The 23,466-nt window shown below is 34.9% G+C and carries 19 protein-coding genes; 6 read left to right on the plus strand and 13 right to left on the minus strand.

Annotated features, from left to right (window positions below; translation table 11 throughout):
• Positions 1-7 precede the first annotated feature (7 nt).
• Positions 8-487: a gliding motility lipoprotein GldH gene (locus DMB71_RS17220; protein WP_111368181.1), complete on the minus strand. Its 480-nt coding sequence runs from the start codon at positions 485-487 to the stop codon at positions 8-10.
• A complete protein-coding gene (locus DMB71_RS17225) occupies positions 471-1,868 on the minus strand; it encodes a PSP1 domain-containing protein (RefSeq protein WP_111368182.1) in 1,398 nt (465 codons plus the stop codon). The genes DMB71_RS17220 and DMB71_RS17225 overlap by 17 nt, the downstream gene beginning before the upstream one ends.
• A 357-nt stretch (positions 1,869-2,225) precedes the next feature.
• Between DMB71_RS17225 and DMB71_RS17230 the strand changes: the two genes are divergently transcribed.
• The 3 genes from DMB71_RS17230 to DMB71_RS17240 are packed head-to-tail and all read left to right on the plus strand — an operon-like array spanning position 2,226 to position 5,351.
• Positions 2,226-3,407 (plus strand): ankyrin repeat domain-containing protein, encoded by a 1,182-nt coding sequence (locus tag DMB71_RS17230; protein WP_111368184.1) that lies wholly within the window; start codon positions 2,226-2,228, stop codon positions 3,405-3,407.
• A 35-nt stretch (positions 3,408-3,442) separates the two neighbouring features.
• Positions 3,443-4,789, plus strand: a complete 1,347-nt coding sequence (locus DMB71_RS17235) for an ankyrin repeat domain-containing protein (protein ID WP_204251802.1) — start codon at positions 3,443-3,445, stop codon at positions 4,787-4,789.
• Positions 4,790-4,808: 19 nt separating this feature from the next.
• Positions 4,809-5,351, plus strand: a complete 543-nt coding sequence (locus DMB71_RS17240; protein ID WP_111368187.1) for a hypothetical protein — start codon at positions 4,809-4,811, stop codon at positions 5,349-5,351.
• 75 nt (positions 5,352-5,426) lie between these two features.
• Here DMB71_RS17240 and DMB71_RS17245 read toward each other — a convergent pair whose 3' ends face one another.
• From DMB71_RS17245 to DMB71_RS17270, 6 genes are all read right to left on the minus strand, one after another.
• On the minus strand, positions 5,427-5,657 hold the full coding sequence (locus tag DMB71_RS17245) for a ferredoxin (protein ID WP_111368189.1): 231 nt from the start codon (positions 5,655-5,657) through the stop codon (positions 5,427-5,429).
• Positions 5,657-6,898 (minus strand): peptidase U32 family protein, encoded by a 1,242-nt coding sequence (locus DMB71_RS17250; protein ID WP_111368190.1) that lies wholly within the window; start codon positions 6,896-6,898, stop codon positions 5,657-5,659. Before DMB71_RS17250 ends, DMB71_RS17245 begins: the two co-directional genes overlap by 1 nt.
• 292 nt (positions 6,899-7,190) lie before the next feature.
• Entirely contained in the window at positions 7,191-7,625 is a 435-nt protein-coding gene (tnpA, locus tag DMB71_RS17255) for an IS200/IS605 family transposase (RefSeq protein WP_111368192.1), read from the minus strand.
• Positions 7,626-7,649: 24 nt separating this feature from the next.
• A complete protein-coding gene (gene trhO / locus DMB71_RS17260; RefSeq protein WP_111368194.1) occupies positions 7,650-9,008 on the minus strand; it encodes an oxygen-dependent tRNA uridine(34) hydroxylase TrhO in 1,359 nt (452 codons plus the stop codon).
• A gap of 159 nt (positions 9,009-9,167) precedes the next feature.
• Positions 9,168-10,847 carry a SulP family inorganic anion transporter gene (locus DMB71_RS17265; protein WP_111368195.1) on the minus strand — a complete coding sequence of 560 codons (1,680 nt, stop codon included), beginning with the start codon at positions 10,845-10,847 and terminating at the stop codon, positions 9,168-9,170.
• Between the two features lie 63 nt (positions 10,848-10,910).
• Positions 10,911-11,873: a polyphosphate kinase 2 family protein gene (locus tag DMB71_RS17270; RefSeq protein WP_204251803.1), complete on the minus strand. Its 963-nt coding sequence runs from the start codon at positions 11,871-11,873 to the stop codon at positions 10,911-10,913.
• Between the two features lie 259 nt (positions 11,874-12,132).
• Between DMB71_RS17270 and DMB71_RS17275 the strand changes: the two genes are divergently transcribed.
• The 3 genes from DMB71_RS17275 to DMB71_RS17285 are packed head-to-tail and all read left to right on the plus strand — an operon-like array spanning position 12,133 to position 17,830.
• The gene (locus tag DMB71_RS17275) at positions 12,133-13,278 is read left to right on the plus strand and encodes an efflux RND transporter periplasmic adaptor subunit (RefSeq protein ID WP_111368197.1); all 1,146 of its coding nucleotides are present in this window, start codon (positions 12,133-12,135) and stop codon (positions 13,276-13,278) included.
• An 18-nt stretch (positions 13,279-13,296) separates the two neighbouring features.
• Positions 13,297-16,470: an efflux RND transporter permease subunit gene (locus tag DMB71_RS17280; RefSeq protein WP_111368199.1), complete on the plus strand. Its 3,174-nt coding sequence runs from the start codon at positions 13,297-13,299 to the stop codon at positions 16,468-16,470.
• Positions 16,463-17,830: an efflux transporter outer membrane subunit gene (locus DMB71_RS17285; protein WP_111368201.1), complete on the plus strand. Its 1,368-nt coding sequence runs from the start codon at positions 16,463-16,465 to the stop codon at positions 17,828-17,830. Before DMB71_RS17280 ends, DMB71_RS17285 begins: the two co-directional genes overlap by 8 nt.
• Positions 17,831-17,960: 130 nt before the next feature.
• Here the strand turns inward: DMB71_RS17285 and DMB71_RS17290 are convergent, their stop codons facing one another.
• From DMB71_RS17290 to DMB71_RS17310, 5 genes are all read right to left on the minus strand, one after another.
• On the minus strand, positions 17,961-18,371 hold the full coding sequence (locus DMB71_RS17290) for a BrxA/BrxB family bacilliredoxin (protein WP_111368202.1): 411 nt from the start codon (positions 18,369-18,371) through the stop codon (positions 17,961-17,963).
• A 128-nt stretch (positions 18,372-18,499) separates the two neighbouring features.
• Positions 18,500-18,931 carry an ArsR/SmtB family transcription factor gene (locus tag DMB71_RS17295; protein ID WP_111368204.1) on the minus strand — a complete coding sequence of 144 codons (432 nt, stop codon included), beginning with the start codon at positions 18,929-18,931 and terminating at the stop codon, positions 18,500-18,502.
• 272 nt (positions 18,932-19,203) lie between these two features.
• Positions 19,204-20,388 carry a lycopene cyclase family protein gene (locus DMB71_RS17300; RefSeq protein ID WP_111368206.1) on the minus strand — a complete coding sequence of 395 codons (1,185 nt, stop codon included), beginning with the start codon at positions 20,386-20,388 and terminating at the stop codon, positions 19,204-19,206.
• An 18-nt stretch (positions 20,389-20,406) separates the two neighbouring features.
• Positions 20,407-20,871: a thioredoxin family protein gene (locus DMB71_RS17305; protein ID WP_111368927.1), complete on the minus strand. Its 465-nt coding sequence runs from the start codon at positions 20,869-20,871 to the stop codon at positions 20,407-20,409.
• A gap of 170 nt (positions 20,872-21,041) precedes the next feature.
• Positions 21,042-23,294: a TonB-dependent receptor gene (locus tag DMB71_RS17310; protein WP_111368208.1), complete on the minus strand. Its 2,253-nt coding sequence runs from the start codon at positions 23,292-23,294 to the stop codon at positions 21,042-21,044.
• Positions 23,295-23,466 lie beyond the last annotated feature (172 nt).

Raw genomic sequence — 23,466 nt, forward strand, 5'->3', positions numbered from 1 at the left:
TATTTTTCTAATCTTTTTGTTCTATTCTAAAACCAACGTCTGTAATTCCTTGCAAAGCTTCAACTCCAGGAATTTTACCTGATTGTCTAACAGCTTGTTTGATGTGAACTTTGTATTTTCCTCTAAACTTTACATCTTCTTTGTAATACAGTTTACTTTCTTTTATATCCGAAAATCCGTTTCCAAGTAATGTTCCGTCTGGCTCAGCCATTTGATATTCTAAGGTATCCACTTTTGTAAATCCGTTTGGCATTTCTATTGAAACAATCAAAAACAAATTATTAAACGGATAATTGTTGTTATCTCGTATGTTTACAAAAGCATTGTATCTTTTTGTAGAATCTAAAACTGGCAGATCAAAAGTTATGATACTGTCTTTGTGCCAGGCACTTCCAACAGATTTATACTCATCGAATACTCTTTTTTTATCGCAAGAAAAAAGAAGTATTGCTGCCAAGAGAAGAATTCCGCTATTTTTTATTCTCATTTTTAGTATTCGTTATTGGTTTTCTAGGTTCAGCAGGTTTATTTTCATTTGAATTCTGCTTATTCGGATTGTTTTTATTCGAATTATGCTTTTTCTTATGATTTGACTTGTTTGGATTTGGTTTATTCCCAGCATTTCCATTGTTCGCATTTCCAGCGTTGTTCGGATTATTATTTCCTGCTGGTTTAGCGTTATTCGCATTTTTTTCCTGCTGTGGTTTTACCGGAGTTGCCACACCAGCTGGCTCAGCATTTTGTTTACGTTTGCGATTTGGTTTTTTCTTTCTTTTTGGCTGATCAAAACGAGTCAAACTCTCTTGTCCCATTGCGTTATTGAAGTCTTTTTCTGGCTCTGAAGTAACCTCAACGGCAAAATCTTCTAAAGATGAAACTTTGTTTTTCAACTTGTTTTCAGCAATAATTTCTTTTACCTGATCAATTTTTAAAACATGCCAGTTTGCGAAATTATTGGTGTAAGCAAACCACATTAATCCTTTAAAAATATCTTGTTTTTGGCAGACAGCGTCTCCTTTTTCCGTAATCAATTTTGTATCGTAATCAGGAAAATCCTTTAATGCGTCCATGTAAGTGTCTAACTCATAGTTTAGACAGCATTTTAATTTTCCGCATTGCCCCGCCAATTTCTGCGGATTCAATGATAATTGCTGATAACGAGCTGCTGATGTATTTACACTTCTAAAATCTGTTAACCAAGTAGAACAGCAAAGTTCACGTCCGCAAGAACCAACTCCACCTAAACGAGCTGCTTCCTGACGGAAACCAACTTGTTTCATTTCTACTCTAGTACTGAATTCTTTAGCAAAATCTTTAATCAGCATTCTAAAATCGACACGATCGTTTGCTGTGTAGTAAAAAGTGGCTTTAGATCCGTCTCCTTGAAATTCGATATCCGAAATTTTCATTTCAAGTTTATGCTGAATTGCCAATTCACGCGCACGAACTTTCATTGGTTCTTCACGATCGCGGGCCACAGACCAGATATCGATATCTTTTTGAGATGCTTTTCTATAAATTTTTGGAACGTCGTTACTTTCGTAATTCACCCCCTTTTTCTTCATTTGAATCTTTACCAATTCTCCTGTAAGAGTTACAATTCCAATATCATGTCCTGGCGAAGCAACAGTTGCTACAATATCGCCAATACTTAAAGTTAATTTCTCCGAATTTCTAAAAAATTCCTTACGTCCGTTTTTAAAACGAACCTCAACACAATCAAAAATCGCCTCTCCATTAGACGGACTCATGTTAGAAAGCCAGTCAAAAACCGTCAATTTATTGCAGCTATCGGTGCCGCAAGTCCCATTATTTTTGCAACCTTTTGGTGCACCACCATCTGAGGTTGAACAACTTGTACATGCCATAATTATATATGTAGTGCTGCCAAAACGCAGCTTAAGTTCATAAACGTTTGATCGGTAAAGATAGTATTTTTTTTATTTTGCTTTTTATGGATTAAAACTAATGGTTTGTTAAATAAAAAATGAAATGTTTTATAAATAAAATTCCTTAAAAAAACAGAAGTTTATTCTTACTTATTAATAAAAAAAGCTTGCACACAATGTTTTCTGTCTGTTATAAATCGTAAAAGTTCTTTTTAACTTTTTATCCTAAAATATATTTACGATTTTTATGTTTTATCTTACAGCTTGGTTTGCGAGGCCACTATTTGCAAACCTAATTGCAATTAAAACTTATCATCATTTTTAAATATATTTCTAATGCAAACACAAAACCAGATTGAAAATTTCCTTTTTCAAGGAAAATTTGACGAGGCCAGAGAATGTCTAAATAACGGAGAAAAATTTAACGAACAATATCTCAAAAACAACTTTTCGCAGATTACCGCCAAAATTATAGACGCCAAAGAAATTGATTTCATCGAAAAATTAATAAAAGCTGGATTTATTGAGACCGACATTTACGAATTGGACAGTTTTGATCAATCCATTTTCAAACCATTGACTTTATATATAAAAGATGACGAAGATTCGATTGCTTTCTTCAAGGAATTAATGTCGAAAATGGATAACATTAACGACGAAATAAGCGACAAAACTCTTCTTGGTTATTTTCTTGAAAAAGGAGCTTCGCCAAAAATAGTTAAAGTTTTAGTTGATGATTTTGGAGCTAACACTCAGTATAAGAACAATGCAGGAGAAAATTTCATCTACACTATTTTGAATACTTATGGTCTAGATCCTGAAAAAGTAAAAGAATATATATCTATACTTTTAGAAAATGGCGTTGACATTAATGAAAAAAATATTGTGGGCACAACACCGTTAATCTGCGCCGTTAAAAGAAACAGAAAAGAACTTTTGCCATTTTTATTAGAAAATGGTGCAGATCCAAATGAAACTGATAATCAGGAAAACAGTGCTTTTTATTACGCTGCAGCCGAACAGTTTTCTTTTCCGATGTACGAACTTTTAGCAGAATCATCATCAGCCAATTTTAATAGCATCAATAAAAATGGAAAAACTTTACTCACAGAATTTATCCGAATGATGTCTGATTCTGAATACGATCTGAATTCGCTACAAAGATTATTATCAGATGGAGCCGATTTAAATCATTGTGCCCAATATTATGGAAATCCGAAATCGGGCGTAGATTATATCGTTGAGAAAAAATCGGGCATTTTAAAATCGGTGCTTGACAGCGGATCGGTTGACGTTAATGAGCAAGATAATCAAGGAAATACGATTTTGCATAAAGTTTGCGCCTATAATGTCAATTACGACGCAGAAATGGCAAAAGAAACCTATAGAAAAGTAAAACTATTATTAGATCAGGGAGCCGACATTTCGATTACAAACGATAAAGACGAAACTGCTCTAATGCTTGCTTCTGGAGATAATCTTAAAATTAAAACGGTTGAACTTTTAATGAAACAATAAAACAATCATTTACTTAAAATTATTCAAACATGTCAATGTCATTTATAGTTGCCTGCGAAAACGGCAACCGAAAAATAGCCGAATTGCTGCTTCAAAATAAAGAAGTAGATGTAAAATATACAGACGAACTTGGAAGAACTGCTCTTCATTATGCCGCACACCGCGGTTATCTCGATACTGTGAAAATTCTAATCGAAGAAGGTGCCGATATTAACTACGAAGACCATCAAGGAGAAACGCCTTTATATTTTGCCTGCCTTCAAAAACAAAAACAAACGGCGCTGCATCTTTTAGAAAACGAAGCAGAAATCACGAAGAATGATAAATACGGAAATAGTCTGTTGCATTTAGTCGTTCAGACGGGTCAAATTGAAATTGCAACAAAGTTGCTTCAAGCTGGAATCGAGGTTAATTTACTGAATAGCAATGGAGAAACTCCGCTATTATTGGCTTCGACAAAATTAAATAGAGAAATTATCCAGTTGCTTTTAGACAATGGAGCCGATATTAATGTAACCGATAAACAAGGAAATACGCCTCTTATTTATGCTTGTTATTCCAAATCGATTCCGATGGTGACATTGCTTTTAGATAATGGTGCCGATATAAACCACGCGAATCATTCTGGTGAAAATGCACTTTTAATTGCTTGTTATGAAACAAACAGAATGCTAGCTAAATTATTGATTGAAAGAGGTGCAGATGTATTTACTTCAAGCAATACTGGACATTCTCCTATTTGGTACGCTTGCGCGAATAATCAAAAGGAAATCGTGGCTTTGTTTTTAGAAAACGGAGTTGATGTAAATTACAGCAAACCTTTAGCTGGCGACACTTCTTCAATGAATGATTATTTGGATTGGATTGTTAGCGCCACAAATATTTCAAACGAATCGAGTTTTACTTTGAACAGTTCATACAATTATGGTGGAGAAAGTCTGCTGCATGTAGCAACCAAAAAAGGGAACTTAAGTATGGTTAAACTGCTTATCGAAGCTGGAGCAAACATCAATATTCAAGACGAATCTGGAAATACGCCACTTCATTACAGCGCCACAAATGGAAAGAAAGATGTTGTAAAATATTTATTAGATAATAAAGCCGATGCGTCAATCGTAAACGTAAAAGAACAAAAAGCAATAGATTATTCGAATGTAAAAGGCTTTAATGAAATTACAGAACTTATTCTGAAATATGCTCCGTCAGGAACTGTTGTAAATCCAATAAATACTCCACAACAACCCGAAGCACCAAAAGCCGAAGTTTCAAATTCGATGGAAGCAAAGAAAAAAGCATTATTAGATTTAAAAGAACTTCTAGATGCTGGAATCTTAACTTCGGAGGAATTTGATGCCGAGAAAAGTAAAATTTTAAAAGGATAAATAATAAATAAATTCAAAAATGAAAAAAATCTTAAATGCCACAACTCTATTTTTAGTATTAATTGCCGGAAGCTTAATTTCTACATCATGCACTAACCTTTCACCAGAAAAAACCTTTGAAATTGCTGCTTTAAATTCGAATTTATTATCTCGTTTTGGAAGTAAAGAAATCAATGAAAAGTTGCAATCTGAAGCACAAGTTTATGATGAAACTCAAAAAAAGATGATTCCGTCTACTTATCAAGACTCTTTTAAATATGATATAACGAATTTAGAAACGCGATTAAAAACAATTCAAGACATACCGGAAGATGAAGACAATAAAGAACTTCTTCAGGCATCTAAAGACTTATTTACTTATGCAATTGCGAAACAGAAAGAAGGCTACTTGCCAATCGCTAAACTGAAAGATGAAAAGGCTTCACCAGAACAAATTGAAAAAGCAATTGCAGATTTTGACGCTTCTACTCAAAAAGATATAGATGCAAAGTTTACCAAATTGATGAATGTTGCACAAACTTATGTTGACAAGCATAATATCAATGCTAAAATTGGAATTTAAATTTCTCTTATCATAAACAACAAACCCTATTTTGTAATGTTACAAAATAGGGTTTGTTATTTTAATTTATAGATTTTAAGTCTGCTTAACCGTAATAATCTTTACAGGACAAGCTTTCGCAGCCAATTCACAGCTTTCAACAATCGCATGATTTGGGGATTTTAAAGTAAAAAAGCCTTTTGCATTTACAGAATGAATCAAAACCGATTTCCCATCTTTTTTTGACATTTGAAAATGAGTCGGATCCATTTCAACGCAATAATTACAGCCAATGCACTTATCTCTTTGTAAAGTTATGATAACCATTACGCCTCAACAATTTTATATAATTTGTCCGACATTCTGATCCTGAATGGAAGTTTAAAAGTACAATCGTCTCCTTTTGTTGCTTTTTCTACCGTTAAATCATTCACGAACATTTCTTCAATAATCATTTCCTGAGCTCCTGTACTTGGTCCAGTAACTAAAATTTTATCTCCGATTTTAATATCATAAGCTTCAATCTTAAATTGCCCAACCTCAGCTTTTGGAAAATAATGCGTTCCTTTACCCACATAAACCTTTTTCTGAGTCGCTGCAGATCCCGGAATACCGCTCCATTCGCCTAATTCCTGACCTAGATAATATCCAGACCAGAATCCGCGATTGTAAACAGTTTCTAAAGCTTTCATCCAATCTACAGTTTTTTCTTTTGAAAAAGTTCCGTCATAATATGCATCGATAGCTTCACGATAGGTTTTGGTTACCGTTGCCACATATTCTGGTGCACGGCCACGTCCTTCGATTTTTAAAACTTTAACTCCCGAATCGATAACCTGATCTAAGAAATCCAGTGTACATAAATCTTTAGGTGACATCATATATTCATTATCCAATTCGATTTCGAAACCTGTTTCCTGATCGATAACTGTATATTTTTTTCGGCAGTTTTGTTTGCAAGCACCACGATTCGCTGATGAATTATGGGAATGCAAGCTCAAATAACATTTTCCAGAAACCGCCATACACAAAGCGCCATGACCAAAGATTTCGATTTCAACTAAATTTCCGTTTGGTCCTTTGATCTGTTCTTTTTCAATTTGGTCTGTGATATTTTTTACTTGACGCAAACTCAATTCACGACTTAAAACCATTGTATCAGCAAATAGACTGTAAAATTTTATGGTTTCAATATTGGTTACATTCAACTGTGTTGAAATGTGAACTTCCATGCCAATTAATCTTGCCATAGCAATTACCGCTTGATCAGAAGCAATTACGGCTGTAATATTCGCTTCTTTAGCTTTTGTCAATAATGTTTTTACGACTGATAAATCGTGATCGTAAATAATGGTGTTTAATGTAAGATAACTTCGAACATTTTTGGCTTCGCAACGATTGGCAATTTCTTTTAAATCATCAATTGTAAAATTTACAGTTGAACGTGCACGCATATTAAGCTGTTCGACTCCAAAATATACTGAATCACAGCCATTGTCTAAAGCAGCCTGAAGCGACTCAAAATCTCCAGCTGGAGACATAAGTTCAATTTTATCGGTAAGTGTCATTTTTGATTTAATATACAAATGACAAAAATAATGTGGCTATAATTAGATTACTATGATTTATATCATAGTCTATATTTTAAAAATTATTTGCAGTAGTATAATATAGCTCACGATTTCAAACACAACAAACGATTATTGTGCATTTCAAATTCAATTTTGCAAAATACACAATCGTTGTGGATATTCTTTGCGTTCCTGCGGTTGAAACCGCAGGTTATGTTTTTCTTACGTTGTGTTTTTCAAATATAGCCCGTGGTTTCAACCACGGGAAACGTATTATGGAGTCAAGCTATCATTTATCTCCCAACCCATGCAATTTTACAAACTCATCAAATTCATCTTGTCCATTTTTCTTAAGATGATGTTCTTTTTGATTTTTAATGTAATTATAAACAGCATTTAACTGAGATTCACTGACAGAGAAAGCACCAAAACCAGTTTGCCATGCAAATTTTTCAAGGATAAATTCTCCTCTATTCATAAAATGAGAAGAACTTCCTTTGATTTGCTTTACAATATCTGTGATAGTTTTTTGTGGATTTTGTAAAAATAAAACATGCACATGATCTGGCATTCCATTTATGATTCTAACAGGGCAACCAAGTTCTATTAACTCTTGCCAAATGTAATCGTACAAGTTCTTCTCAATTGAACGATTAATTAATTCTTGACGATTTTTGGTAGCCCAAATTACATGAATCCATAATTTGGTAAACGATTGTGACATAAATAAATTAGCATAAAAATTTTGCTAATTTACAATTTTATACAATTTATCTGACAAACGAATACGAAATGGAACCTCAAAAGTAATCTTGTCACCAATTTTAGCAGATTGAGTTTCTGCGCCATTAACAATGATTCTGTTCAAAACCATTTCCTGTTCACCAGTTGTAGGCCCAGAAATAAGGATTTTATCACCGCTGTTTAATTCGTGATTTTCTACAGTAAATTGTCCAACTTGAGCTTTCACATAATAATGTTCTGCTTTTCCAAGAAGTACTTTCTTTACTTTTATTTTCTGACGGATATCAGCTGGTTTTTGAGCTGTAGCTAAAGCCGTTTCAGGAAGTTCGCCTGAATGTTTGAATTTCAAGTTTTCAGATTTTCCTTTTCTAAACACTTTATTTCCAACTTGTTTTCCAGTTCTTAAACGAACTTGGTCAACTAATGGCATGTGGATGATTTCTAAACATTCTGTAGAACAGCAGTTTTCCATTGCCGCTTTACAATCGTCACACTGAATAAATAATAAATGACAACCGTCATTTTCGCAATTCGTGTGATTATCGCAAGGTTTTCCGCATTGGTGACATTGCGAAATAATATCATCTGTAATTCTTTCGCCTAGACGATTATCAAATACGAAGTTTTTTCCAATGAATTTGCTTTCTAAACCTTCTTCTTTCAATTGTTTAGCGTAATTAATAATTCCGCCTTCTAATTGATAAACATTTTTGAAACCTTGGTGCTTGAAATAAGCACTGGCTTTTTCGCAACGGATACCTCCAGTACAATACATTACCAGATTTTTATCGTCTTTGTGATCTTTAAGCTGTTCGTTAATGATTGGCAAACTCTCTCTGAAAGTTTCAACATCTGGAGTAATCGCACCTTTAAAATGTCCTACTTCACTTTCGTAGTGATTTCTAAAATCTACTACAATTGTGTTTGGATCATCAAGGATTTCATTGAATTCTTTGGCTTTCAAGTGAACGCCAATATTAGTAACATCAAAAGTATCATCATTTAAACCGTCAGCAACGATTTTGTGACGCACTTTGATAGTCAATTTTAAAAAGGAATGATCGTCTTGCTCTACAGCAACATTCAATCGTATGCCTTTCATGAAATCGTAAGCTTCAAGCGTTTCTCTAAAAGCTTCAAAATTTTCGGCAGGAACGCTCATTTGAGCATTAATTCCTTCATTGGCAACATAAATTCTTCCTAATGCATCGAGTGCATTCCAGGCAATGAATAAATCGTTACGAAATTTTTGTGGATCTTGAATTTTGGCATACGCATAGAAAGACAACGTAAGTCGTTGTTTACCTGCATCATCGATCATGATGGCTCTTTCTTCTGCGCTTAAAGTGTTATACAGTTGCATGCTATAAACAGTTTTAAGTTAAGAAATATATGTTTTTTAGATTTTCTTTAAAATCTGCGGCAAATTTAGAGTTTATTTTGAGATTAAAAATGACCTTTCCCTAATTATCTCATTTTTTTAACATCTTTCGGCACTTTATGTATTGATTTATAACACATTTTAATGCTTTTGATGTTCTTTTATAGAAAGCTGTACCAAATCATCTACTGAAACAGAACGGCTAATATGCCCAAATAGAATTTCAAGGTTTTCTGCTCGCAGACTGTCCCTCACATCAGAACGGGCTTCGGCAATTTTTAGAGTAACGTTTTTTGCTTGTAAATCAATAAATAAATTCTTTAAGAAACGTGCACCGGCAATATCGATACGAGGTGAAGAATTGAGATCTAATATTACCGTCTTTAAAGAATCCTGTTCACCGTAGATTTTTTCCAAAATTCTTTCTTTAATATATTCCGCATTGAAATAAAATATGGAAGATTCGATTCTAACAATCAATACGTGCTCTATTTCCTCGTTGTCTGGATGTCTTTTCAAATCTGTATAAACCCTAGTTCCAGGAACTTTTCCCAAAAAAGCGACGTGTGGTTTTGAAGCGGCTTTCAATAAAAGCAACAAAGTTACAAGTGTTGCAAGTAAAACTCCCGCGAGAATTCCCCAGATCAATACTCCTGCTAGCGCAATCATTACAACAGCAAATTCTTGTTTGTTTATTTTATAAAGATGTCTCATTTCTTTCCAATCAAAAAGACCTCTTATCGCTACTAGAACAATAGCGGCCAGAATTACGGTTGGCAGATTTTGAAGATATCCTGTCAAAAACAAAAGACAACAGGCGATAGCTCCCGAAGCAAACAAAAGTGACAATGGTGTTTTAGCTCCAGCAGCATCATTTACAGCTGATTGCGACAAACCGCCAGCAACGGGATAACCATGTCCAAATGAAACAGCCGCATTAGCAACTCCAAGCGCCAGAAGTTCTTGGCGCGGATCAATAACATATCCATTTTTTTGTGCTAAGGTGCGTCCAGCAGAAACACTTTCTATATAAGATAATAAAAAACAAGCCATTGAGAGTGGCAAAACTCCTTCGACATCTCGAATTCGGAGAGAAGGCAGATGAAATTCAGGAAGTCCAGTCGGAATAATCCCGACTGTTTTGAATTCTGCATATTTTAATGAGGTACTCGAAATAAGAATAATTGATAAAATGACAATAAATATGGCAACTGGAAACTGAGGGGCTACTTTTTCTCCTATAATTAATATCAGAATGGCAATTATTCCAAAAATGAAAACAGCCATATTCATTTCTGGAATTTGGTTGAAAAGAACCATAATTCTTTCCACAAAATTATCTCCGCCTCCTTCAACACCAAACAATTTTGGCAATTGCGTTAAACCAATAGTGATCGCCGCACCCGCTTTGAACCCAACCAAAACGGTTTCGCTAATAAAATTAATAATACCGCTTAACCTCAACAAATAAGCGATGATTGCCATTCCCGCAAATACCAATGCTGTAAGCGAGGCAATTTCAGACCAACGCTGCACATCGCCATTGGCCATGGTTGCTATAGTTGTGCCTACTAATAAAGAAATAGCAGATGTCGGACCTATTGCAAGCTGTTTACTGGATCCTAACAAAGCATAAAATATTCCGCCAATGAGATATCCGTAAATTCCATATTGAGGCGGTAAACCTGCAAGAGTTGCATAGGCAAGAGAAACAGGAATTCCGTAAGCAGCGAGAGTTACACCTGCAATAAAGTCTCTTTTGAGATTCTGTTTTTCATAATTTTTAATCCAGTCTAGTGAGGGCAAAAGCTTAGAAATCATATTAAGAAAGATTAAGATAATACTAATTCACAATTACAAATGAATGTTTATAGTTGTAAAAAGTTACTCTTTCTCTTCTAACAATGCCTTTTTAACCTCATTAAGTTCTGCTATTTTCTCTGGACTTACTTTCGGGTATTCCAAATCCATTTCGTCTAAAGCATGAATGATTGCAGAAGCAATTGCAATTCGAGCATACGATTTATTATCGGCGGGAATTACATACCAAGGCGACTTTTTGGTTGATGTATTTTTGATTAATTCTTCGTATGCGTGCATGTAGTCGTCCCAATAGCCACGTTCTTTAGCATCGGCTGCACTGAATTTCCAATTTTTATCAGGATTGTCAACTCTTTCTATAAATCTTCTCTTTTGTTCCTCTTTAGAAACATTTAGAAAAAATTTAATGACAACTGTTCCGTTTCTATTCAGATATTTTTCAAAGTTTCGAATGTCTTCAAAACGATTCTCCCAGATATTTTCTTTTATCAATTTTTCAGGGATTTTTTGACTCTTTAATATTTGTTCGTGAACACGAACCACCAGCACTTCTTCATAATAAGAGCGATTGAAAATCCCGATTCGCCCTCTTTCGGGAAGATGCTTTTGACAGCGCCATAAATAATCATGGTCTAATTCTTCTGAACTTGGTCCTTTAAAAGAAGAAACTTGACAGCCCTGCGGATTTATGCCTGACATGACATGCTTGATTGCACCGTCTTTTCCAGCAGCATCCATGGCTTGAAAAATAATAAGAACCGACCATTTATCTTGCGCATACAAAATATCCTGCATGGCAGCGAGAGCCTTAATTCCCATTTTTAATGTTTTTTGAACCGAGAACTTTTCTGCTTCGCCAGAATAAGACGTTGGTTTATCTTTTAATGTAAAATTCTTATCATCACCAACACAATATTGCTCAGAGAATTTTTTAGCTCGATGTAACAATTCCTTTTTATTTAATTTTTTTAAATCATTATCATCATCTCCTTCTTTTTTATGTTTTTTCTTGTTATTTTTTGACATGATTACTAAAGTTTTTGAATTATTATTACTAGTCCATTAAATAATTTATTCTTACAAAAATGTAGTTTATCGGCAGTAAGCAGTATTTCATCTTAATTTTCATTATAAACTGATATACAGATAGATAAAATTTTAACTAAAATTAACAAAATCTGCACAATATTTAACCACTTAAACAAAAAAACGCTAACTTAGCTATTGCACTTTACTGGTTTTTAATTAGTTGTATTTAATGAATTTTATCTAAAAGAATTTAACAATGAACAAAATCTACTCCTCAGCAATTTTATTAAGTTTCTTATTTTTTTCTTGCAAAAAAGAAACTCCGCCAGCGCCCAAACCATTAGAAATTTCAGTTACTTCAGTTTTACAGCAAGATGTAGATTTAGAATCTGAATATACGGGGCAGACTTTTGGTCAATCAGACATACAAATTAACCCACGAGTTGATGGTATTATTGAAAGCATGAACTTCAAAGAAGGAAGTTTTGTCAAAAAAGGACAGGTTCTTTACACAATTGATCCTTTACCATACAGAGCTAAACTTAACGAAGCCCAAGGAGTTGCAGCAGAATCGCAGGCGAGATTATCAAAAACCAAATCAGATTTGGATATGATTACTCCATTGGCAAAAATGAACGCGGTGAGCCAAAGAGAATTGGTTTCGGCAAAAGCTGCGTACAATGCTTCTTTAGCCCAAATAAAAGCCTCAGACGCTTCGGTTCAAAATGCTCAGATAGAATTGGGCTATTGCCAAATTTTAGCACCAATTTCAGGATTAATTGGTATTTCTAAAGTCCGCGTTGGTGATTATGTGAGACCTGGCGCCATGTCTATTTTAAACACCATTTCTGACCTTGGCGATGTTAGAGTACGATTTACTATTAGCGAACAGGAATTTCTGCGCCTCTTTAGAGAGTTTAGCAAACCAAATTCTGCCTTAAAAGGGTCTGGAGCTACTGTCACTATAAAATTATCTGACGGTTCTATCTATCCCGAAAAAGGAAAAGTAAGTTTTGCCGACAGACAAATCGATCCTTCTACGGGAGCAATCACATTTGAAGCAACATTTCCTAATCCTGATAAATTACTCCGTCCGGGTCAATATGTAAAAGTTGCCTTGCTTACAGATATTCGCAAAGACGCAATTGTAATTCCGCAGCGCGCAGTTATTGAAGTCCAAGGAATCTATCAAGTCTACGTAGTTGGTAATGATAACAAAGTACAAATGCAGATTGTAAAACCAGGCCCTTCTGTTAAAAACGGTTATATAATCGAAGAAGGATTAAAACCTGGCGACAAGATAGCCATGGGAGGTACTTCGTTATTGAAAAACGGAAGTGTCATTACTCCTAAAATCGTTCAGTGGCAATTGGGCGATCCAGAAACTGTAGCTTCAAAGTAATCTAAATCAAATACTATTATGGGAGAATTTTTCGTCCGAAGACCGATTGTTGCCATTGTAATTAGTATTATTATTGTGATACTTGGATTACTGGCATTACAAAAAACACCTATTTCACAATATCCGGATATTAACCCGCCTGTTGTAAAAATTACCACATCTTTTACTGGAGCAAATGCGCTAAATGTCGAACAAGCAGTTGCCACTCCGATCGAACAAAAAGTGAATGGTGTTGAAAATATGTTGTACATGAAATCGATCAACACTTCTGATGGCGCTTGTACCATTGAGGTAACTTTCGACGTAGGAACAAATCTGGACAACGCCAATATGCTTACACAAAACAGACAAAACCAGTCTGCTCCCTTTATGCCTTCAAGCGTAAAACAGCAGGGAGTTGTGGTAAAAAAATCGCTTTCGTTCCCAATGATGCTTTTTACCATTACATCTACCAATCCGAAATATGATGCTAAGTTTTTAAATAACTATGCTAGTATCAATGTTGTTGACCAGCTGGCTCGTATCAAAGGAGTTGGAGAGGTTGCTCTTTTTGGAGGTAGTGATTACTCCATGCGTATTTGGTTAAAGGCAGATGTGATGAGTAAACTCGGTGTAACCGTAGAAGATGTCAAAAATGCACTGAATGCACAAAATATGATCAGTCCGGGAGGAAAATTTGGAGCTGAACCAGCGCCTCCTAATACTGAATTTACATACGGCGTAACACTTCAAGACCGATTGGTAACTGAAAAAGAATTTGGAAATATCGTAGTTCGAAGCAAAGAAGATGGAGCACAAGTTTTACTTGCCGATATTGCTCGAATCGAATTAGGAACTGAAAATTACAGTTCAACAGCCAGAAGAAACAGTTCTCCAAGTGCCGTTGTGGCTTTGTACCAAATGCCTGGAAGTAATGCGCTAGACGTAGCAGAAACTGCAAAAGCAACTATGAAACAATTGTCAGAGCGATTTCCGCAAGATGTTGTATATCAAGAATCTTTAGACACCACACTTGCCATTACCGCAGGGGTTGATGATATTGTTCATACCCTTTTTGAAGCTATTATTTTAGTTATTATAGTAGTATTTATATTCCTCCAAAACTGGCGCGCCACTTTAATTCCGTTAATTACAGTTCCTGTTTCATTGGTTGGTACTATTGCCGTTTTCCCAATGTTGGGATTTTCGATCAATACCCTTTCGCTTTTAGGATTAGTATTGGCAATTGGTATCGTGGTCGATGATGCAATTGTGGTTGTAGAAGCCGTAATACATCATATCGAACACGGAAAAACTCCTAAAGAAGCAACTGTTCAGGCTATGAAAGAGGTTTCGGGACCAGTAATTGCCATTGCATTGATTCTATGTGCCGTTTTTATTCCAGTAGCTATGACTCCGGGAATTACGGGACGTTTTTATCAGCAATTTGCCATAACTATTGCCGTCTCGGTCGCCTTTTCGGCATTTAGTGCTTTATCTTTAAGTCCTGCCCTTTGTGCTATGTTATTAAAACCAACAAAACCTATCGATCAGCAAAAAGGATGGCTTGCTAAATTCTTTTCTTGGTTTAATAGAGTTTTCGAAAATGTGACAGGAAAATATATTGGCGGAGCAACATTTTTTGCCAAAAAAGCAATGCGTATTGTTGTTTTACTAGCTGTCATTCTGGTTTCCATTGTTCTTTTGGGCAAAAAGATTCCGTTAGGATTTATTCCTGAGGAAGATCAAGGTTATGTTTTAGTAAATATTGCCTTGCCTCCTGCATCATCTTTACAGCGTACCGATGAAATATCTAAAAAAGTAGACAGTTTCCTTAAAGAAGAAAAATCGATTTTATCATATACAACGATAAACGGATTTAGTATGCTTACAAACTCCTACCAGCCAAATAATGCTTTCATCTTCATTTCTCTAAAACCTTGGGAAGAAAGAGCCGAAACGGCTAAACAGTTTGTAGACCGATTCAATAAAAAACTGGCTACTCAAATTACGACGGCAACCTGTTTTTCATTTGGCCCGCCTGCAATTCAAGGTTTGGGAGCTTCCGCTGGATTTAGCTTAATGTTGCAAGACCGCGGAGGAAATACACCACAGTATTTAGCAGAACAGACACAAAAATTTATTGCCGCAGCACAACAGCGTCCTGAGATAAAACGAATTTATACCACTTTTAATGCTGGTACTCCACAAATTAAGCTGGATATCGACAATGACAAAGCAATGAAATTAGGAATACCTGTTTCTAAAGTTACCGAAGCACTTGGAGCCTTTTTAGGAGGAAGTTATGTAAACGACTTTAACCGTTTCGGGCGTCAATACAAAGTGTATGTGCAGGGAGAAGCCTTTAATCGTGTAAAACCAGAAGATTTAAACATGATTTATGTCAAAAACAATAAAGGCGATATGCTTCCGGTTTCGACATTAGTTACGGCAACTAAAGTTTCAGGTCCCGATTTTACGAATCGTTTAAACTTATTCCGATCTGCTGAAATTGGAGGAAGTCCCAACGATGGTTATAGTAGTGCTCAAGCTTTAACTGCATTAGAAGAAGTCGCCAAACAGACCTTACCTGCAGATATGAGTTACGATTACATTAACTTATCTTATCAGGAAAAACATTCTCCTGGAGGATCTTCTGTATTTATTATGGCATTGGTCTTTGTATTCTTAATCCTAGCAGCACAATACGAAAGCTGGAAACTACCTTTTAGTGTACTTCTTGGAGCGCCTTTTGCAGTTTTTGGAGCCTTCTTAGGGCTTCTTTTAGCAAGATTTGGAAGTGATGCTTATGTCAACAACGTTTTTGCTCAAATTGGACTCGTTTTACTTATCGGATTAGTGGCGAAAAATGCTATTCTTATTGTTGAGTTTGCCAAAGAAGAATATGAAAAAGGAAAACCTCTTTACGAATCGGCAATGTACGCGGCAAGACTTCGTTTTCGACCGATCTTAATGACTGCTTTCGCTTTCATTTTAGGAGTAGTTCCGTTGCTAACCGCTACAGGTGCAGGTTCTCAAGCCCGTATTGTAATGGGAATGGCTGTATTTAGCGGTATGTTAATCGCCACCGTTTTAGGTGTATTAATTGTACCAGGTCTATTTGTTATGATTGAAAAAATTGGACACAAGAAAGAAGAAGCAATCGTAGCACGAGAAAACAATGTAGAATCAAATACTACAGACCATGAGTAAGAAATATAAAATAATCGTTATCGTATTGGTTCTTTCCTTTTTCCCAGTGGGATGTATGGTCGGACCAAAATATAAAAAACCTGAGCAGTTAAAATCAGATTCTTATAAAAACGAAAGAAATTTAGACAGTCTCGCTTCGGTAACCAATTTAAAATGGTTTGATTTGTTTAATGATGATGTTTTAAAAGGTCTTATTCAAAAAGGACTTGAGAATAATTACGATTTAAAAATTGCGGTTTCAAGAATTGAACAGTTTCGTGCTGAATTAGGTTATTCCAAAGCCGATTTGTTTCCGTCTTTTCAATATGGAGCTACTATAAACAGCAACAAGAAATACATTACTCCGTCAACGGCTGGCGCAAGCATGTCATGGGAACTTGACTTTTGGGGGAAATTTCGCCATGAAAACAATGCTGTCAAAAATGAACTTCTCGCTACAGAAGAAGCTCGAAAAGTAATATTGTCTGATATCGTTGCCAATATTGCAATCGCATACTTTCAGATGCGAAATTTTGATGATCAGCTGGAAATTACCAAACACACTCTTGAAACAAGACAAAAATACTATGAAATTATAAGCGAAAGATTTGCGAAAGGCTATATCTCTGAAGTTGACAAAGTGCAGATTGAACAGCAGGTTGCCATTGCCGAAGCAGCAATTCCGAATATTGAAAGACAAATAACGTTTCAAGAAAATGCAATTGCGTTGCTAACAGGTCAGCTTCCTACTGAAATTCCGAGAGGAAAAAGTAATACCGAGTTGCAGATAGTCAGCAAAATTCCATTATCAATTCCGTCTGCCTTATTAGAAAACAGACCCGATGTAAAAGCGGCCGAATTAAGATATGCAGCAGCAAACGAAAGAATTGGCGTAGCCCAGGCAATGCGTTTTCCGTCTATCAATCTAGCTGCAATTGCTGGATTTGCCAGTGCCGATTTGAGTAATCTTTTTCTCGGAAGCTCATATATGCAAAATGCTTCTGGCGGAATTGCTGGGCCAATATTTGCATTCGGAAAAAACAAAAGAAGAGTTGAGATAAACAGACAACAAGCAGAACAGTTCAAATTTCTTTATCAACAAAAATATATTGATGCTGTCTCTGAAGTAGAACAATCTATACAAAACGTCAGAACCTATCAAGAAGAATGGAAAGCGCGCAATAGACAAGTGCAAGCCGCTTTAATAAACTACAAACTATCTCACGAAAGATATGACAGTGGTTACGTTTCTTACTTAGAAGTTCTAGATGTAGAAACCAACCTTTTCAACGCACAATTAAGTCTAGCACAATTATCTGAAAGACAATTAAGTTCAATGGTTGAATTGTACAAAGCACTTGGCGGGGGATGGAGTTTATAAAGGTACAAAGGTTCGTAGTAGCAAAGGTCCAAAGGTCTCCAACCATCTCTAAAAACAAAAAAGCACTATTTTCATAGTGCTTTTTTTAATCTTTGTACCTCTGTACCTTTGCTTCTTTGGACCTAACGAATTAACAGAACTCGTTAAACGCATCCTGCAAATTCTCAGCAATTAATTCAGCTGGGCGTCCTTCGATGTGGTGACGCTCTAACATGTGAACCAATTCTCCGTTTTTAAACAAAGCCATAGATGGCGAGGATGGAGGAAATGGGAACATATGTTGTCTTGCAGCATCAACAGCTTCTTTGTCTACACCTGCAAAAACAGTAATTAAGTGGTCTGGTTTTTTAGCATTATCCAAACTCATTTTTGCTCCTGGACGTGCATTTCTTGCAGCGCACCCGCAAACAGAGTTCACAACAACTAAAGTGGTACCTTCAGCTTTGATAGCATTCTCAACAGCTTCAGCACTATGTAAATCTTGAAAACCTGCAGCTGTTAATTCAGCTTCCATTGGTTTTACCATTTCTAGTGGATACATATTCTTGTCTTTTAAAATTTTACTTTTGAACTGCAAAGTTACAAAGTTTACTCGCAACTAGTTAATTTGAAGTATAAAGTTTTGTTATAGTTCGATATCAAATTTTAAATCACGTATTTTAGAAATACTTAAACAGCTTCCGCTTTAATATTTTTTTTTGGAAACTGATAATTATATTGTTTTAAGTGTCTGTTTCTGCCTCTCATTTTATGTCTTGTTGCTAAAACTGTTGATTTATCGTGTTCAGAGATTTCAATTGTTGTGAGATAATTGCTGACATACTTTTTAAGAACTTCGATATTATCTACCGTTATAGAATAAATTGTTTTTTTTCCTTCATATTTTACATCAACCAGGCTAGCTTTTTTTAGTTCTAAAAGATGTTTTGATATTGTAGACTGTGCCAGCGGAATTAATTCGACTATTTCGCCGCAAGTTCTATTATCTCTTTTCCAAAGAAGTGTCATAATCTGGATTCGGGTGGGATGTCCAAGAGCTTTGCAGATCTTTCCTATTGCTTCTGTTTCTATATCAAAATCTAAACGTTTTGTGATTCCCATAACCTGTCAATTCATTCATTATCGTAAAAAACCGATGTTGTTTTGAATCACAAATTTAGATAAGTAACATATTTTGCAAAAGCCTCAAAAAGTCATTAAAACATAAGAATAAGGCATTTTTTAGTGCAAAAATGCATTAGTTAAATCCCTTTTAAAAAAACAGATTTTGCTGATTACTGTTTTCCAAACTTCTCTTGGTTTTCCCTGTTTTAAACAGCTTTATAATACTTCGAGCCTGAAAATTCAAGATAGATTTTTAATGGTTACGTTTTCTAGTTAGATTTATTTGAGAGAAAAATCATTCTAAATAACGCTTTAATAAATGGAAGTTTTGGGCACTTTAAAATAACTTTAACATCTTCAAAAAAACTCGTCTCTTCATCTAAAAATTTGAAAATCAATTCAGGATTTCCTTTTTTAAACAAAGAAGAAAAAATGGAACTTCCTAATTCGTTATTGCGATGAAGAATATCCAAAAGCAATAAATCGTAAAACCAAAATCTATTCTTCTTATGAAACAATGCCATATTGAGCGAAGTCGAAGCATCGTTTTGAATAAACTCGACTAAATCTGATGATTTTTTGTCTGAACTTTTAAACGTATAACCTGTACTCGCTTTTGTCCAACCGCCTGCCGTACCAATATTCAGGACACGTTTTGTGTTTTTTTTCCAAAAAGGATAACAAGTCATAGGAATACTCCCGTCCTCTTTTTCAAGAATTTCATATTGGCTTACGCCGAGTTTCTTCAGATAAACTTGAATTTCGTTTTCATATTCTTTTTTCGGAAGAAGTTTTTCCGAAAACAACGTATATTCAACCAAAGCCTCCGTTTTTGAAGTTGATAAAACATACATAAATCTGGTATTCCCTTTTTGTTCCACCGAAAAATCCATGAAAGTCACTTCTTCGGGATTGAAAACTTTCTTTTCGCTCTTTATAAACCAGCCCACAAAATGCTGTTGCAAAACGGGATATTTGTTTTGCCTTTCAGCGAAAGCCTTAGTATAAATACTGTTGAATAAATAATTACAAGTATATCTATTTTCTTCTGTTCCAACAAAAACATGCGTTTCGAGTTCGTTGATATCGGTTACTTTTTCATTTAGAAAAGTAATACTTGAATGTTTGAAAAGTTCCTCAAAGACAAAATTGTAAAAATCGATTCCGCTAATCTTATTGTATTTGTATGGCTTCAACGCTAAATTGCGTTTAAACTTTTCATTAGCAAATAAAGCAAAATCCCACTTTTTAGAAATAATAGGATCCCAAGCTAATTCATCTTTTTCCCAAAAACACCAAGTTCTATCATTTACTTTCTTCAATTCCTGATCTAACAGCAAAATTGTTTTAGAAGAGAATTTCCCAGACAGAATCATTTTATAAACCGTCATTAAAGATGCCAGTCCGGTTCCTGTAAAAATGTAATCGAAATGTGGAATTTGAGAAGAGTTCATTTTCAAAAATAAGAAAATTTATTTTGCCAGTTTTTCCAAAAGAACTTTAAACTCTTTTATACTCAAATAAATATTATATTGAAAAATGATTTCGTTTTTTTCATTCAAAACACACAAGGTTGGATAGGCAATTTGATTATTGATTGTTCCCAATTGCAATGCCAGTTCATGAACTCCGACATTATTCCCTGAAGGCAGGTATTTGAAAGTGTGATTTGCGAATTTGATATCTCTTTTTTCCTCTGCATTAAAATCAACGAAATAGAAATTGGAGTTTAGTTTTTCTATAATTTCTTGATCTTTAAAAGTTGTGGCTTTCATTCTTTGGCAAAACTGACACCAATCGGTATGTATGAAAACAATGATTTTTCGTTTTTGGATTTGCTGTAAGCTGTCTACTTCTTCAAAAGTTCTGCTTTTTAACTGACAGAATCCTGTTGAAGTTATTCCGAAGAAGAGAATAAGTAGAACTAACTTTTTCATTTTTTTGTTTTTTTTAGCCACGAATTCACGAATTATTTTAAAAATTATCTGTAATGCAAAACAACTGAAAGAAAAATTACACAAATTAATTTTGATAAATTCGTGTAATTTTATTTGGTTGAATCTCAATAAATAATTCGTGAATTCGTGGCTAATAATCGATAATAAAATTACCTAAAAGTATATCGCAATCCCAAAAATCCACGAATAGTTTGGTTCTGTCCGTAAACGTAAGTCGTATCAAATGTCAAACCGTATGGATTATCTGGCGTTACCAAAACTTTTCCAGCTGAATCATATTGCACATTTTTGTCGAAAGGATCATTGGTTCTCGAAATCAAAAACGGATTATTCTGTTTGGGAGTGAAATTCAGTAGATTTTTGATGCCACCATAAACTTCAAAATCTTTCCATCTTGAATAGGTAAACTGAATATTCTGAATACTGTACCAAGGCGAATTCGGACTTCTCGGATCGGTTTCGCTCAACAAAGGCAATTTCATCGGACTATAAACATTTCCTGTGTAATCCATCGATAAATTCCAAGGTTGAATTTTGTATGAAACACTCCATGTTGCAGTGAAATTCTCCGTTAAAAAAGGTCTTTCAGAAATTCCATTTTCAACATTTTTATTATCCAAAACTGTTGCTCCGACAATAAATTTTAATCCCGAAGGGAAATTAAGATCAATATTTGTGCTGATTCCTTGACTTATTGCATAACCATCAATATTGTCGTAGATGATTTCGTTTGGATTGGTCTCATAATCTGAAATGATTTTATTGCTGAATCTCGTATAGAAAGCTGTGGTTTCAATTCCCATAAAGGTTCCGTTCCCGAAGTTGATTTTCTGAATATAATTCAAATTCACATTTACAGATTGTTCAGGTTTTAAATCATTTTTGATAATAACATCTCTCGAACCTGTCAACGCAGCGTGATCTTCGGTAAACAAATTCACAACTCTAAATCCCGTTCCAGCATTTAATCTAAAAATAGTATTTTCATTTGCTTTAAATCTGTAAGCAAAACGCGGTGTAAAAATAGATCCGTGAATAGAATTGTAATCGTAACGCATTCCGAGCAAAACCTGACTTTTTGGAGAAAATGTAATTTCGTCCTGCACAAAAATCCCAGGAAGCCAAGTGTTTTCAGCCTCTTTTGTTGCAGGCGTGTTATCGTCATAGTATGTGTATCGACTTGCAATTCCTGCCAATAAATCGTTACGTCCAATTTTTTTATCCCAAGTCAGCTGTAAAAATCCAATTTTCTGATTCGCGATATAAGATGTTGTACCGTAACGGCTGTCTTGATAATGCACATTTCCAGAGAACGAAAGCATCAGCTTTTCTTCAAACGGCAATTGGTAACTTCCAATTAATTCGGCTCTTTTGGTATAAATACTTTCGCCATAGATTTCATCACCGCCACGATATTTTTTCTCCCAACGAATATCTCCGCCCCAGCGATCTTCATACATTCCGCGGGCTGCAATGGTAAAAAGGCGATTATGATTTCGCTGAAAACTCCATTTATTAAAAACCGAAATTCGTTCAGAAAGCGTAACGTCAGTAAAATTGTCCTTGTCTTTATCAATTACTTGATCGTAGTTAAAATAGTTAATCCCAATAAGCGAAATAGCTTTTTTTCCCGCATTAAATTTCATTCCCAAATCTAGATTGCTTTCAAAATAAGAAGTCGTAAAATAATCGGCGGAAAAAACGGGTGCGTTAGTCGGATTTTTAGTAATGATGTTGATTAAACCTCCAACCGCTTCACTTCCGTAAAGAGACGAAGCTGGCCCTTTTACAATCTCGATTCGTTCCACCAGAGAATTCGGAATTCCAGACAAACCATAAACCGTCGAAAGACTGCTCACAATTGGCATTCCGTCAATCATAACCAAAGTATAAGGCCCTTCCAATCCGTTTATATGAATATCTCCTGTGTTACAAACACCACAATTAAGCTGCGGACGAACTCCATTTATATTCTGAAGCGCATCATAAATGCTTGGAGTTGGGTTTTTCTTGAAGAAAACTGGCGAATAAACCTCAACCGGAACGGCGCTTTCTAATCTTTTTACAGGTTTTAAGGTTCCTGAAACCACAACTTCGTTCAATTCGTTTTGATCTTCCTCTAATTCAAAATCGAGATTCAGATTTTCATTTTCTAAAACAGAAATTCTTTGGGTTGCAGGTTTGAATCCTGTTGAGGTGACATTTATTTTATAATTCCCTTTCGGAATATTTTCGAGTTTATAAAATCCTAGTGAATCTGTTTGCGTCTTAAAGTTAGTATTTAATAAACTAACGTTAATTTCCTGACCTACTGGAATTGATGATTCGACTTTTCCTGATATATTTTGCGAGTAGAGGCTTTTAGCTGAAAGTATTAATATTGTCAAAAATAAATATTTCATTCTTTTAAAATTAAATTTAGACAAATCTAAAAATTAAATTTGACAAATAATTATTCTTAAAACAAAATTTTCAGACTGATTGAAATCAATATGTTACATTTCTATTTTTAAGAATCGTAAGCATTTTTGTTTAATCTCGCAAAGACGTTAAGTCGCAAAGCTTTTTTTAAAA

This window comes from Flavobacterium tistrianum, from assembly GCF_003254545.1.
GTDB lineage: Bacteria > Bacteroidota > Bacteroidia > Flavobacteriales > Flavobacteriaceae > Flavobacterium > Flavobacterium tistrianum.

Excerpts from the sequence above, each read along its gene's own strand:
- DMB71_RS17235 (WP_204251802.1), top strand. The coding sequence starts at position 3,443 with ATGTCATTTATAGTTGCCTGCGAAAACGGCAACCGAAAAATAGCCGAA.
- DMB71_RS17285 (WP_111368201.1), top strand. The coding sequence starts at position 16,463 with ATGAGTAAGAAATATAAAATAATCGTTATCGTATTGGTTCTTTCCTTT.
- DMB71_RS17295 (WP_111368204.1), bottom strand. The coding sequence starts at position 18,931 with ATGGGAATCACAAAACGTTTAGATTTTGATATAGAAACAGAAGCAATA.
- DMB71_RS17245 (WP_111368189.1), bottom strand. The coding sequence starts at position 5,657 with ATGGTTATCATAACTTTACAAAGAGATAAGTGCATTGGCTGTAATTAT.
- tnpA (WP_111368192.1), bottom strand. The coding sequence starts at position 7,625 with ATGTCACAATCGTTTACCAAATTATGGATTCATGTAATTTGGGCTACC.
- DMB71_RS17280 (WP_111368199.1), top strand. The coding sequence starts at position 13,297 with ATGGGAGAATTTTTCGTCCGAAGACCGATTGTTGCCATTGTAATTAGT.
- DMB71_RS17305 (WP_111368927.1), bottom strand. The coding sequence starts at position 20,871 with ATGAAAAAGTTAGTTCTACTTATTCTCTTCTTCGGAATAACTTCAACA.
- DMB71_RS17275 (WP_111368197.1), top strand. The coding sequence starts at position 12,133 with ATGAACAAAATCTACTCCTCAGCAATTTTATTAAGTTTCTTATTTTTT.
- trhO (WP_111368194.1), bottom strand. The coding sequence starts at position 9,008 with ATGCAACTGTATAACACTTTAAGCGCAGAAGAAAGAGCCATCATGATC.
- DMB71_RS17265 (WP_111368195.1), bottom strand. The coding sequence starts at position 10,847 with ATGATTTCTAAGCTTTTGCCCTCACTAGACTGGATTAAAAATTATGAA.
- DMB71_RS17240 (WP_111368187.1), top strand. The coding sequence starts at position 4,809 with ATGAAAAAAATCTTAAATGCCACAACTCTATTTTTAGTATTAATTGCC.
- DMB71_RS17220 (WP_111368181.1), bottom strand. The coding sequence starts at position 487 with ATGAGAATAAAAAATAGCGGAATTCTTCTCTTGGCAGCAATACTTCTT.
- DMB71_RS17310 (WP_111368208.1), bottom strand. The coding sequence starts at position 23,294 with ATGAAATATTTATTTTTGACAATATTAATACTTTCAGCTAAAAGCCTC.
- DMB71_RS17290 (WP_111368202.1), bottom strand. The coding sequence starts at position 18,371 with ATGTATCCACTAGAAATGGTAAAACCAATGGAAGCTGAATTAACAGCT.
- DMB71_RS17225 (WP_111368182.1), bottom strand. The coding sequence starts at position 1,868 with ATGGCATGTACAAGTTGTTCAACCTCAGATGGTGGTGCACCAAAAGGT.
- DMB71_RS17300 (WP_111368206.1), bottom strand. The coding sequence starts at position 20,388 with ATGAACTCTTCTCAAATTCCACATTTCGATTACATTTTTACAGGAACC.
- DMB71_RS17230 (WP_111368184.1), top strand. The coding sequence starts at position 2,226 with ATGCAAACACAAAACCAGATTGAAAATTTCCTTTTTCAAGGAAAATTT.
- DMB71_RS17270 (WP_204251803.1), bottom strand. The coding sequence starts at position 11,873 with ATGTCAAAAAATAACAAGAAAAAACATAAAAAAGAAGGAGATGATGAT.
- DMB71_RS17250 (WP_111368190.1), bottom strand. The coding sequence starts at position 6,898 with ATGACACTTACCGATAAAATTGAACTTATGTCTCCAGCTGGAGATTTT.